This is a genomic window from Zobellella taiwanensis, assembly GCF_003012795.1.
GTDB classification, from domain to species: Bacteria; Pseudomonadota; Gammaproteobacteria; order Enterobacterales; family Aeromonadaceae; genus Oceanimonas; species Oceanimonas taiwanensis.
Window position 1 is genome coordinate 64,377 of record NZ_PXYH01000009.1, and the last position, 12,362, is coordinate 76,738.

At 66.1% G+C, this 12,362-nt stretch carries 9 protein-coding genes; 3 read left to right on the forward strand and 6 right to left on the reverse strand.

Annotated elements, in window-relative coordinates; genetic code table 11:
• Positions 1 to 66 precede the first annotated feature (66 nt).
• Entirely contained in the window at positions 67 to 1,887 is a 1,821-nt protein-coding gene (locus tag C7I36_RS08260) for a gamma-glutamyltransferase family protein (RefSeq protein WP_106453248.1), read from the forward strand.
• Positions 1,888 to 2,028: 141 nt separating this feature from the next.
• Here the strand turns inward: C7I36_RS08260 and C7I36_RS08265 are convergent, their stop codons facing one another.
• The 6 genes from C7I36_RS08265 to C7I36_RS08290 all read right to left on the reverse strand — a co-directional run bounded on the left by C7I36_RS08265 (position 2,029) and on the right by C7I36_RS08290 (position 9,371).
• Positions 2,029 to 2,379: a DOPA 4,5-dioxygenase family protein gene (locus tag C7I36_RS08265; protein ID WP_106453249.1), complete on the reverse strand. Its 351-nt coding sequence runs from the start codon at positions 2,377 to 2,379 to the stop codon at positions 2,029 to 2,031.
• A 445-nt stretch (positions 2,380 to 2,824) separates the two neighbouring features.
• Positions 2,825 to 4,297, reverse strand: a complete 1,473-nt coding sequence (gene nhaC, locus C7I36_RS08270) for a Na+/H+ antiporter NhaC (RefSeq protein WP_106453250.1) — start codon at positions 4,295 to 4,297, stop codon at positions 2,825 to 2,827.
• Positions 4,298 to 4,434: 137 nt separating this feature from the next.
• Complete coding sequence (locus C7I36_RS08275) at positions 4,435 to 6,708, reverse strand: ATP-binding protein (RefSeq protein ID WP_106453251.1); 2,274 nt, start codon at positions 6,706 to 6,708, stop codon at positions 4,435 to 4,437.
• A 1-nt stretch (position 6,709) separates the two neighbouring features.
• Positions 6,710 to 7,462 carry a substrate-binding periplasmic protein gene (locus C7I36_RS08280; protein WP_245880074.1) on the reverse strand — a complete coding sequence of 251 codons (753 nt, stop codon included), beginning with the start codon at positions 7,460 to 7,462 and terminating at the stop codon, positions 6,710 to 6,712.
• Positions 7,453 to 8,172 (reverse strand): response regulator, encoded by a 720-nt coding sequence (locus tag C7I36_RS08285; protein WP_106453252.1) that lies wholly within the window; start codon positions 8,170 to 8,172, stop codon positions 7,453 to 7,455. Before C7I36_RS08285 ends, C7I36_RS08280 begins: the two co-directional genes overlap by 10 nt.
• Positions 8,173 to 8,324: 152 nt before the next feature.
• Entirely contained in the window at positions 8,325 to 9,371 is a 1,047-nt protein-coding gene (locus tag C7I36_RS08290) for a GlxA family transcriptional regulator (RefSeq protein WP_106453253.1), read from the reverse strand.
• 386 nt (positions 9,372 to 9,757) lie between these two features.
• Between C7I36_RS08290 and glyA the strand changes: the two genes are divergently transcribed.
• Positions 9,758 to 11,011: a serine hydroxymethyltransferase gene (gene glyA, locus C7I36_RS08295; protein ID WP_106453254.1), complete on the forward strand. Its 1,254-nt coding sequence runs from the start codon at positions 9,758 to 9,760 to the stop codon at positions 11,009 to 11,011.
• Between the two features lie 93 nt (positions 11,012 to 11,104).
• Positions 11,105 to 12,358: a sarcosine oxidase subunit beta family protein gene (locus C7I36_RS08300; protein WP_106453255.1), complete on the forward strand. Its 1,254-nt coding sequence runs from the start codon at positions 11,105 to 11,107 to the stop codon at positions 12,356 to 12,358.
• Positions 12,359 to 12,362: the final 4 nt, after the last annotated feature.

The window sequence follows — 12,362 nt, forward strand, 5'->3', positions numbered from 1 at the left end:
GTGGGTCCAAAGGTGGGGATTTACCCTGCCGGGCCTCGTTTTCTCCATTTTCGACAGGAGTCGTCCATGAAGCCATCCGTTCACGTGCTCGCCTTAATCCTGCTGCTCGCCGGCTGCACCGGCCAGCCCCAGTCATTCCGCTACCAGGCCCCGCCGCCCCAGCCCGAGATCGCCTCCGGCTACCAGGAAAAACCCGGCTGGGCGTTGCGGGACTACGCGGTGGCGGCCGCCAATCCGCTCGCCACCGACGCAGGCCGCCAGGTACTGGCTGCAGGGGGCTCGGCGCTGGACGCGGCCATAGCGGTGCAGATGGTGCTGGGGCTGGTCGAGCCGCAAAGCAGCGGTATTGGCGGGGGGGCCTTTCTGATGTATTACGACGGCAAGCGGGTCCGCGCCTACGACGGGCGCGAGACGGCGCCGGCCGCCGCCGATGAAACCCTGTTCCTCGATGCCGAGGGCGCGCCGCTGGCGTTCAACCAGGCGGTAGTGGGCGGCCGCTCGGTCGGTGTGCCGGGCACGGTGGCGATGCTCGAGCTCGCCCACCGCGAGCACGGCACCCTGCCTTGGGCCGAGCTGTTCCAGCCGGCGATCCGGCTCGCCGAGCGGGGCTTTGCAATCAGCCCGCGCCTGTACAGCCAGCTCGAGTCCGATGCCTTCCTCCGGCAGGATCCGGTGGCGGCGGCCTATTTCTACCAGCCCGACGGCAGCCCCTATCCGGTCGGCCATGTGTTGCAGAACCGGCCCTATGCGGCGGTACTCCGGCACATCGCCGCCGAGGGCAGCGCGGCTCTGCACAGCGGCGAGATAGCCGAGGCCATCGTCGCGAAAGTCCGGGGCCATGCGACCAACCCCGGCCAGCTGACGCTGGCCGACCTTGCCGGTTACCGGCCGAAGCAGCGCGAGCCCTTGTGCAGCGATTATGACGCCCGCGGCCGGGAGTATGTGCTGTGCGGCTTTCCCCCTCCCAGCAGCGGTGCCATCGCCGTCGCCCAGATCCTCGGCATCCTGGGCCATACCGAAGCCGCCGGGCTGCCGATGCAGCCCACCGACGGCGGCGAGCCGTTGCCTTCGCCCCAGTGGCTGCACCTGTACACCGAAGCGTCGCGGCTCGCCTTTGCCGACCGCGCCAAGTACCTCGGCGACCCCGACTTCGTCAGCCCGCCCGGGGGCGACTGGTCGAGCATGCTGGCGCCCGACTACCTCGCCGCCCGGGCCGGCTTGATCGGCGAGCGCAGCATGAAAACCGCCGAGCCCGGCCGGCCCGGCGAAATACCGGTCGCCCTGGGGGTGTCTGCGGCGCAACCCGAATACGGCACCAGCCACATCAGCATTATCGACCGCGAGGGCAGGGCGCTGAGCATGACCACGACCATAGAGGCCCAGTTCGGCTCCCGCCAGATGGTGAACCCCTACGGCACGGATCCCGGCGGCTTTCTGCTCAACAACGAGCTGACCGACTTCAACTTCGCGCCCAACGACGCCGCCGGCCTGCCCACCGCCAACCGGGTGCAACCGGGCAAACGCCCGCGCAGCTCGATGAGCCCGACCCTGGTCTTCGACAAGCCGAGCGGCCGGGTGCTGTTAAGCGGCGGCAGCCCCGGCGGCGCGCTGATCATCCACTACACCGCCAAGACGCTGTACGGCATGCTCAACTGGGGCATGGACGCCCAGAGCGCGATTAACCTGCCGAACTTCGGCGCCCTCGGCGCGCCGACCCTGCTTGAGAACAACCGTTTCCCGGCCGGGACCCTGGACTGGCTGAGGTCACGGGATCACGACGTGATCGAGATGGACATGACCAGCGGCCTGCAGGCGATAGGGCGTACCGACCAGGGCTGGTTCGGCGGCGCCGATCCGCGCCGGGAAGGCGTGGTGATGGGGGAATAACCGCAGAGGTAAGGTAGGAATGGCGCCATCTCGGGGCGGGGAGCCGGCGCCGTCCTTTCGGGCGGCCGGATGTGCTGATAGGCGCATTTCCGTGCAAGGCCAATCGGCGTAAGATGCGGCCGACAGAGTGGTATTTTAAGACTACCTGAACCTGCTTAGATCCAGCGCCACCGCCTCACCCAGCCAGTAGGCATGGACAGTATGGTCGGCCAGGTTATCTCCCGTATCGGCATGCACCAGCACACTCAGTTCTCCCCGGTTCCGGTCCAACCAGGGAATAAAGCGGTCAAAATCCGCGTGAGTGAACTTCACCTGACAGCTCCACAGGGTATGCGGCCCCACCGGCTTTTGATGAATGCGGCCCACTTCCAGTAACAATTCCCTTTCAATGCGTTGGCACAGCGCAGTGGCAAACGCCAGAGTGCTGGCATCGAAATACACATGGGCATGATAGGCATGGTGTTGATTGACGGGGCTTTTGGGGCTGGTCATTGGGTAACCTTGAGTAAGTTATGGGAAAAGCCAACGGTTGCAGTTTGAGTATATTGGCATCGCCATGGTGGTTGCGAGGAGAAAACACGCCGTAGTCACCTGGTTCACGGCCGGGCAGGCCCATCAGCCGCAGTTCCAAACCGATCCAGGACATCAGGCGATCACATCGCCGTCATCGACATCCTGCCAAAGCGCCTGCCCCCGAGCCGTTTCTGTCGGTGGGCGCCAATCTGACCATGCGCTGGAAGGAATGGTTGGCGGGTATCGAGTTGTAATTGCCGTGTCTTTGGGGATGCACGAGTAAGGTCCCAACCTCGGTAAACGACAAAGCCCTGGATGCAACTCCAGGGCTTGTTTTTGCGGGCCGCGATCACTCGCATTGAGGGAGCAACCGCCCCACTGCAAACGCAGGGGGCGGTCGGCTGAGCCTGCCGTGCTTGCGGTGTTACTTGGCCCATGCCTGGGTGGCCGGGGATCCGGCCTTCTCGGGCCGGGCGGCTTCCTCCGCGCTCAGCCGGGGCGAGAACCAGCCCAGGTAGCCGTAGGCCATGCCGATCAGCGGCGATAGCCAGCAGGCGAAGGCCAGGGGGATGTACAGCAGGTTGATGGTGTTGCCCTCGGCAATGCCGAGTCCGAGGGCGGTGATCACCACGGCGCCGCCGGCGTTCCAGGGAATGAGCGGCGAAATCAGGGTGCCGCCTTCCTCGGTGGCGCGCGACAGGTTGAGAGCCGAGTAGCCCTTGGCCTTGTAGGCCGGGGCGAACATGCGGCCGGGCAGGGCGATGGACAGGTAGGGGTCGCCGCCGATCACGTTGGTCATGGCCGAGGTGGCGATGGCGGAGGACTGCATGGCGCCGAAGCTGTTGGAACGGGACAGGATTTTTTCCACTATCACCTCCAGGCAGCCGGTACGCTCCAGCACGCCGCCGAAGGCCAGGGCCACCAGCATCAGAGTAATCACCCAGGTCATGGACTGGATACCGCCACGGTTAAGCAGGGCGTCAATCTCGCGCACGCCGGTGTCTATCTGGTAACCGCTGAACATGAATTCAAACGCCTGCTGCAGGCCCACTCCCTGGCTCAGCATGGCGGTGGCCAGGCCCAGCAGGGCGCCGGCAAAGAGGGTCGGCAGGGCCGGCATTTTCTTCAGGGCCAGGCCTATGGTCACCAGCAGTGGCAGCAGCAGGGTCCAGGACAGCTCAAAATGCTGCTCCAGGCCGCCGATGATGGTGTTGATGCGGGCAAAGTCCACCTGCTGGTCGCCGATCAGGCTGAATCCCGCCACCAGGTAGATGACCAGGGCGATCAGCATGGCCGGTATGGTGGTGGGCAGCATGTTGCGGATATGGGCGAACAGGTCCACCCCGGTCACCGCCGGCGCCAGGTTGGTGGTGTCCGACAGGGGCGACATCTTGTCGCCGAAGAAGGCGCCCGACACCACGGCGCCGGCGGTCCAGTACATGGGAATGTCGAAGCCGTTGCCGATGCCCATCAGCGCCAGGCCCACGGTGCCGGTGGTGCCCCAGGAGGTGCCGAGCGACACCGATACCACGGCGCAGATCAGCACGCTGGCAGCCAGGAACAGCTCGGGCGAGATCAGGCTCAGGCCCAGCGTGATCAGGTAGGGCACGGTGCCGCTGGCAATCCAGATGCCGATGATCATGCCGACGATGATAAGGATACCCACCGACTGCAGGCCAAGACGCACCACGTGCATGATGCCGTCTTCCATGTCGTGCCAGCGGTAGCCGCGCAGCCAGCCGATCAGGGCGGTCACGGCCACGCCGATGGCGAGCGGAATGTGGGGGGTGAAGTTCTTGAAATAAAACAGCTGTACGCCCAGCACCGCAAAGGTCAGGGCGATGGGTAAACAGGCCAGCCAGAAGCTGGGCTTGTGGGGAAGTTTTGCTGTCGTCATGGGTCTCTCCTTAGAACCTGGGCGGACCGGCCGGCAGCCGGCGGTCCTTGTCGCTATCCCGAGGGATAGCGTCAGGCTAGGGGACGGCTGTAAACAGGGTTTTTCCCTATTGTTAAAAATTGTAAAGAGTTGTGCCGTTACCCCTGCCCGAGCCGGTTCTGAAGCTGGTGCAGCCGTGCCAGGGCCCGCTCGGTCTCTTGCCCGAGCCCGGCCAGCAGGGCGGCGGGCAGGGGCCGGTGCGCCTCCGCCAGGGCCTCGATGTCCGCCAGTTGCGCCGCCAGGGCGTCGAGGCCGAGCAGCCGGGCGGTACCCCGGATGCGATGGGCCAGCTGGGCCTGCTCCAGGTGGTCGCCGTCGGCCAGCTCCCGGCACAGGGCGGCGTGCAGCCCGGGCAGGTCATGGGCAAAGCGGGCGAGCAGGGCGCCCAGGCGCGAGGGGCCGAGCAGGCGCAGGTGCTCCTGCAGCAGGGGATGATCCAGCTCGGGCGGGCCCGCCCTGCCGGTGGCCCGGGCCATGGCCTGGTGCAGTTGCGGCCATTGTACCGGCTTGGCCACCACGGCGCTGATGCCCGCCTCCAGGTAGCGGCGGATGTCCTGGGGGCCGACGCTGGCGGTCAGGGCCAGCACCGGGGTGTCCCGGTTCAGGCCCTGGGGCTGGGCCTGGATGTGGCGGCGGGTTTCCAGGCCGTCCATGCCGGGCAGGTGCATGTCCATCAGGATCAGGTCGAAGGCCTGCTGGGCGGCGATGGCCAGCGCCTCCTCGCCGCTGGCGGCCGGGATGACCAGGTGGCCCTGTTGTTCGAGCAGGGCGGCGATGATCTCCTGGTTGATGGCCACGTCCTCCACCAGCAACAGGCTCAGGCTGGGCAGGGGCGGCGCTGTGGGAACGGGCGCTGCCGCCGGCGCCGGCGCCTCGGCCAGGGGCAGCGAAAACCAGAAGCGGCTGCCCCGGCCCGGCTGGCTTTCCACCCCTATCCGGCCGCCCATGGCGGCGACCAGCCGGGCCGAAATAGCCAGCCCCAGGCCGGTACCGCCATAACGGCGGGTAATGCTTTCATCGGCCTGGGTAAAACGCTGGAAAATGCGCCGCTGTTGTTCCGGGGCGATGCCGATACCGTTGTCCTCCACGCTGAACAGCCAGTCATCCTGGCGCCGGCGCACGGCCACCTCTACCCGGCCGTCTTCGGCGGTGAACTTGATGGCGTTGGACAGCAGGTTGATCAGCACCTGGCGCAGCCGGCCGGCATGGCCCAGCAGCCTGGCCGGGGGCACGGGGGCCAGCGTCAGGCTGATCCGCTTGGCGCCGGCATAGTCCTGCATCATGGCCAGGGTGGCGCCGAGCAGCTCGTCCAGGGCAAAGGGGGCGGCCTGGCCGGACAGGGGCCCCTGCTCCAGGGCGGCGAAGTCGAGCACGTCGTTCAGCAGCATCAGCAGATGTTCGGCCGACTGCTGCAGGGTATCCAGCCGGCGCCGTTCCAGGTCGCCGGTCAGGGCCGGCCGCAGCAGCGCCACCGTGCCCAGAATGCCGTTCATGGGGGTGCGCAGCTCGTGGGTCATGTTGGCGATAAAGCGGGTCTTGGCCCGGTCGGCCGCCTCCGCCGCGTCCTTGGCCTGGCGCAGACGCCGGGTGCGCTTGTCCACCAGGGCTTCCAGCCTGGACTTGTCCAGCTGCAGCTCGCTCTGGCGGCGCTCCCGGTGCCGGCGATCCTGCTCGATGGACTGGCGCAGGGTGTTGAGGGCGCGCACCAGGGTGTCCAGTTCATCCTGTTGCCGGTGTGGCCGGCGACTCAGTTGCAGCGCCTGGCTCCACTCGCCCTTGCCCAGTTGCTCCACATGGCGGGCCATCCGCTCCAGGTGGCGGGTGACCAGGCGCTGGAACAGCAGCATCAGGCTGAGGGCGATGGCCAGCACCGTCAGGCTGTGGCCGAGCAGGGCCGAGAGGGCATTCTGCGCCAGTTGCCGGCGAATGCTGGATCGGCTGAATTCCAGCTCAAGCCGGCCCACCGCCTGCGCCCCCAGAACCGGGCTGGGATACACCAGCTCGAAGGCGTGGCGGTCGGGCTCGCTGTCGCCGGCCGGGTCCCGGGCCAGCACCAGGGGCGCGGCCAGGGCGTCGGCGGTCACGCTCAGCCGGGCCATGTGGGGCATGTCGAGCATGCTCTTGAGCTGCAGCCGGGCCTGGGGCAGGTTCAGATCCCACAGGCTCTGGGTCAGCCCCTCCAGGTAGCTCTGTTCGATAAGGGATAGCCGCGCCGCCATGTCCTGCCTGGCCTGGCGATAATCCAGGGCCAATTGCACCGCGGTGGAGATCAGGGAGAACCCCAGGCTGAACCCCAGCACCAGCAGGAACAGCCGGAAGCCGAGCGGGTGGCGGCGGCGATAGCGGGGCAGCAGGGCGAGCAGGCGGCGCATCTCAGGGACCGTCCAGGTAGCGGTGCTCGTAATGGCGGCCGATGTGCTCTATGTACTTATCCTCGGTCAACTGGCGCAACCGTTCCGACAGCGCCGGCAGCAGCGGCGCCAGCACCGAGCCCCTGGGCAGGGCCAGGTGGTAGCGCTCCACGGTCAACAGGTGATCCAGCGCAAAGACCTGTTCGGTCAGGCCCAGCTTGCGGGCCTGCAGCCGGCCGGTAGTCAGCCCTATGGGCATGTAGTCGATGCGTCCCCGGGCCAGCTTGTGGAAATTCTGTTCACCGGTAGAGACACGCTCCACCCGGGGGTGTTGGGCCGCCTGCCGGTCGAAGGCGTCGCCGAAGCTGTCGCCGAACAACAGCCCCAGGGTGCGGCCGTCCAGTTCGGGCGCCTGGGCGCGCCGCCCGCGGTGGGTAAACAGCACCACGGGATCGGCGATGATGGGGGTGTCGCTGAACAGAAAGTCCTGTTCCCGCCCGCGGGTTTTGTAGGCCGCCACGATCAGGTCCACCTTGCCCTGGCGGGCGGCCAGCTGGCAGCGCTCCCAGTTGCCGAACACCCGCAGATCCAGGGCATAGCCCTGCTCGGCCAGCAGCCGGCGCGCCAGGTGGGGGGCGATGCCGACCAGCTCGCCACCCTCGGCCCAGGACAGGGGCGGATACATGGGGTGGCCGCAGGCCAGCAAGGTCCTGGCCGAGGCGGGCTGGGCCAGCAGCAGCCCGAGCAGCAGCCACAGGCCGGGTTTCAGTGGCACGGCACCGGCCTGGGGGTGAACACATAGCCCGCGCCGTGTACCGTGAGGATGGTCTTGGGATGGGCCGGATTGTCGCCGAGCTTGCGCCGCAGCCGGCCCACCAGCACGTCCACGGTTCTGTCGTTGGGGGCCCATTCGCGGTTTTTGATCTGATCCATCAACTGGTCCCGGGACAGGGTCTGCCCCGAATGGCGGATAAAGGCGCACAGCAGCTGGTATTCCCCGTGGGTCAGGGACGTTTGCCGCTGTTCCCGGTCGATCAGCACCCTTCTGTCCAGATCAAAACGCCAGTCGTCGAACTGGCGCACGTCGCCGGCGTTGGGCGCCGGGCCCGCCGGGGCGGCGGCGCGCACCCGGCGGGCCAGGTTTTTGGCGCGGGCCAGCAGTTCGCGGGGGTTGAAGGGCTTGGTCACGTATTCGTCGGCACCGCATTCCAGGCCGATGATGCGCTCTATCTCATCCTGTCGGCTGGTCACCAGTATGATGCCGGTTTCGGTGTTGGCCCGGATTTCCCGGGTGAGGGTGAGGCCGTCCTTGCCGGGCAGCCGGATGTCGAGCAAAACCAGATCGATGGGCTCGGTTTGCAGTATGTTCTCCGCCTGTTCGGCGCTTTCGGTCGAGTAGACCCTATACTGTTCTGCCGTGAAATAGGCAACCAGGCAATCCCTCGTCACCTCGTCATCTTCCACAATCAAGATGCTGATATCCATATCTTGCTTACCTTCAGGTCGTCGGCGCGCCGGACTGCCCGCCGGCCGCCAACTTCTAACACCGCCAGCCGGCCATTGTCAATGGCCGGGCGGTTTGCCGCAGATGCGAACAAATCGCTACATGTTGTTACATTTTTTTACAAGTCGAGCCCTTACCCCCGGCGCAACTGCCGGGCCTGGCTAGGGGAAACGCCGAAGAAATCCTTGAAGCAGTGGCTGAAGTGGGTGGAGCTGACAAAGCCGCAGGCCACGGCGATGTTGGCGATGCTGTCGTCGCTTTGCAGCAGCAGGCGGCGGGCGTGGGTGATGCGCAACTCCAGGTAGTAACGGGAAGGCGTGGTTTCGAGGTGGCTCTGGAACAGCCGCTCGATGCGCCGCCGCGACAGGCCTACGTAGGCGGCCAGCTCCTCGATGCCGAGCGGCTCCTCGATGTTGCTGTTCATCAGGTGCAGCAGGTTGCGCAGGGGTTCGGGCAGGCCGGGATCGTTTTCCGCCAGGGTGAGCCGGGTTTCGTTGCTGTCGGCGATGCGGTCGCTGCTCAGGATTTCGCGGATGGCGCGCACCGTGTCCTTGCCGTGCAGCCGTTCGATCAGGGCCAGCATCATTTCCAGGGCGCTGCTGGGGCCGGCGCTGGTCAGTACCCGCTCGCTCACCACCATCACCTGATGCGATACCTGCACATGGGGGAAGTGCTCCCGGGCGAAGGCGTGGTTGTCCGGGTGGATGGCGCAGGCCAGGCCGTCGAGCAGGCCGGCATGGGCCAGGGCCACGGCGCCGTTCCACAGTCCGCCCAGCATTTTCTGGCGCTTGGCGGCGGCCTTCAGCTTGAGGGTGAGCAGGGTCTGTTCGTTCAGATCACAGCGAAAGCCGCCGCACACTATCACCACGTCCGGCGCCGTGTCTCCGTCCAGCGGCAATTGGTCGAGGGTGGCCTGGGCGGAGATGTCGATGGCCAGATCGCTGCGTACCCTGGTGCCGTCCAGGCCGTAGCTGGCAAAGGTGAACAGGGGAGAGGCCTGTACCAGGTTGGCGGTGACCAGGGCGTCCACCGCGGCGGTGAAGGCCATCATGGAAAAATGGGGCAGCAGTACAAAGCCCACCCGGGTCGGTTGCCCCGGTTGCTGGCGGGCCGGGAGAAAGGCGCTGTTGGCGTCGCGCAGGCGGTGGCTGAAAAGGCGTTTTTCACGGGTTTGGGACATGGCGTATTGACGACAGCCGGATGGACGGCGGCGGTATTCCTGAAAAGACAACGACTGGGTCGAATATTACCCCTTGCCGGCGGGCTTTGCACTCCCGGCAAGGCGGCGCCATGCCAGGCGTGGCGCGGTTGTTAACGGTTTGCAATCGTTTAGGCGCCATGTTGCCCGCACCGACGGGCCTGCAGGCCCGTCGCTATTGGCTGATGTTGAGTAAATGTGAACTTTTGTCGCAAATACGCAGCTTTCAGCCGCAGCCAGTCAGCCCGGCTCCCGGGGGGCTCAGTAGTATGCAAGTCAACGCAAGACCCGAGCGCCCGCCAGCCGGACGCCGGAGAGATGGACAACATCAGGCCGGGACAGCCCGCGCCGAGCAAGGAGGTCACAAGATGTTCAGCAAACACACCCGCATTCAGGACATGGACCCGGCACTGTGGGCCGCCATGGAAGAAGAGGCCGCCCGCCAGGAACAGCATATCGAGCTGATTGCCTCGGAAAACTACACCAGCCCGGCGGTAATGGAAGCGCAAGGCTCGGTACTGACCAACAAGTATGCGGAAGGCTACCCCGGCAAGCGCTATTACGGCGGTTGCGAGGCGGTGGACAAGGTGGAGCAGCTGGCCATCGATCGGGCCAAGGAACTGTTTGGCGCCGATTACGCCAACGTCCAGCCCCACTCCGGCTCCCAGGCCAACGCCGCCGTCTATATGGCCCTGTGCGCCCCCGGCGACACCGTGCTCGGCATGAGCCTGGCCCATGGCGGCCACCTCACCCACGGCGCCAAGGTCAGCTTTTCCGGAAAAATGTACAACGCGGTGCAATACGGCCTGAACGAGGCCACCGGCGAGGTGGACTACGACCAGGTCGAGGCCCTGGCCCTGGAGCACAAGCCCAAGATGATCGTGGCCGGCTTCTCCGCCTATTCCCGGGTGATGGACTGGGTCCGTTTCCGCGCCATCGCCGACAAGGTGGGTGCCTGGTTGTTCGTGGACATGGCCCACGTGGCCGGCCTGGTGGCTGCGGGCTGCTACCCCAACCCGCTGCCCTACGCGGACGTGGTCACCACCACCACCCACAAGACCCTGCGCGGTCCCCGGGGCGGCCTGATCCTGGCCCGTGCCAACCCGGAGATCGAGAAAAAACTCAATGCCGCCGTTTTCCCCGGCGGCCAGGGCGGCCCCCTGATGCACGCCATCGCCGCCAAGGCGGTGGCCTTTGCCGAAGCGCTGACCCCGGAGTTTCGCGCCTACCAGCAGGCGGTGGTGGACAACGCCCGCGCCATGGTGGAGGTGTTCAAGAGCCGCGGTTTCGATGTGGTGTCGAACGGTACCGATAACCACCTGTTCCTGCTCGACCTGTCCGCCAAGGGCATTACCGGCAAGGACGCGGATCGGGTGTTGGGCGAGGCGCACATCACCGTCAACAAGAACGCGGTGCCGAACGACCCGCAGCCGCCCTTTGTGACCTCGGGCCTGCGTATCGGCACCCCGGCGGTGACCAGCCGCGGTTTCAAGGTGGAGCATTGCCGCCAGCTGGCGGGCTGGATCTGCGACATCCTCGACCATATGGACGACCCGGAAGTGATAGTGGCGGTGAAGGATCAGGTCGCCACCCTGTGCAGCTACTTCCCGGTATATCGCTAAACCATTGCTAACGGCCTGCCTGGAGGAGAGCCAAACCGGCACTCCGCATGTCCAGGCAGTCCGGACACTGACTTAAAAACGACAGGTGACATCATGCAAAAATATTCCGGGTTCGGGCTGCTCAAGCATGCCCTCAGCCATCACGAAAACTGGCAGAAGGTGTGGCACAACCCCACCCCCAAACACGAAGGCTACGATGTGGTGATCGTCGGCGGCGGCGGCCACGGTCTGGCCACCGCCTACTACCTGGCCAAGGAGCACGGCATCACCAACGTGGCGGTGATCGAAAAGGGTTACCTCGGCGGCGGCAACACCGCCCGCAACACCACCATAGTCCGTTCCAACTACCTGTGGGACGAGGCCGCCTGGCTGTATGAGCACGCCATGAAGCTGTGGGAAGGCCTGGCCCAGGATCTCAACTACAACCTGATGTTCAGCCAGCGCGGCGTGCTCAACCTGGGGCACACCCTGCAGGACATGCGCGACATCGAGCGCCGGGTCAACGCCAACCGGCTGAACGGCATCGACGGCGAAGTGCTCAACACCAGGCAGGTGCAGGAGCTGGTGCCGATCCTGGATTGCTCCAAGAACGCCCGCTATCCGGTGCTGGGCGCCTCCTGGCAGCCGCGCGGCGGCACCGCCCGCCACGACGCCGTGGCCTGGGGCTTTGCCCGCGCCGCCGACGCCATGGGGGTACACCTCATTCAGCAGACCGAAGTGACCGGCATCCGCCGGGAAAACGGCGCCGTGGCCGGGGTGGAAACCAACCGCGGCTTTATCAAGGCGCGCAAGGTCGCCTGTGTGGCTGCCGGCAACTCCGGGGTGCTGGCCAATATGGTGGGCATGAAGCTGCCGCTCGAGTCCCACCCGCTGCAGGCCATGGTGTCCGAGCCGGTCAAGCCCATTCTCGATACCGTGGTGATGTCCAACCACGTGCACGGCTATGTGTCCCAGTCCGACAAGGGCGACCTGGTGATCGGCGCCGGTATCGACAGCTACCTGGGTTACGGCCAGCGCGGCTCCTTCCCGGTGGTGGAGCACACCATGGCGGCCATCGTGGAAATGTTCCCGATCTTCAGCCGGGTGCGCCTCAACCGGACCTGGGGCGGCATCGTCGACACCTGTCCCGACGCCTGCCCGATTATTTCCAAGACCCACATCAAGGGGCTGTATTTCAACTGCGGCTGGGGCACCGGCGGCTTCAAGGCCACCCCGGGCTCGGGCAACGTCTTTGCCCACACCATCGCCCATGACGATCCGCACCCCCTGGCCAAGCCCTTCAGCGTGGATCGCTTTACCAGCGGCCACCTGATCGACGAACACGGCGCGGCCGGCGTAGCACACTGAGGAG

What these genes read in the sequence shown, in the direction of transcription:
- C7I36_RS08260 (WP_106453248.1), top strand. Translation starts at nt 67, where the DNA reads ATGAAGCCATCCGTTCACGTGCTCGCCTTAATCCTGCTGCTCGCCGGC.
- C7I36_RS08265 (WP_106453249.1), bottom strand. Translation starts at nt 2,379, where the DNA reads ATGACCAGCCCCAAAAGCCCCGTCAATCAACACCATGCCTATCATGCC.
- nhaC (WP_106453250.1), bottom strand. Translation starts at nt 4,297, where the DNA reads ATGACGACAGCAAAACTTCCCCACAAGCCCAGCTTCTGGCTGGCCTGT.
- C7I36_RS08275 (WP_106453251.1), bottom strand. Translation starts at nt 6,708, where the DNA reads ATGCGCCGCCTGCTCGCCCTGCTGCCCCGCTATCGCCGCCGCCACCCG.
- C7I36_RS08285 (WP_106453252.1), bottom strand. Translation starts at nt 8,172, where the DNA reads ATGGATATCAGCATCTTGATTGTGGAAGATGACGAGGTGACGAGGGAT.
- C7I36_RS08290 (WP_106453253.1), bottom strand. Translation starts at nt 9,371, where the DNA reads ATGTCCCAAACCCGTGAAAAACGCCTTTTCAGCCACCGCCTGCGCGAC.
- glyA (WP_106453254.1), top strand. Translation starts at nt 9,758, where the DNA reads ATGTTCAGCAAACACACCCGCATTCAGGACATGGACCCGGCACTGTGG.
- C7I36_RS08300 (WP_106453255.1), top strand. Translation starts at nt 11,105, where the DNA reads ATGCAAAAATATTCCGGGTTCGGGCTGCTCAAGCATGCCCTCAGCCAT.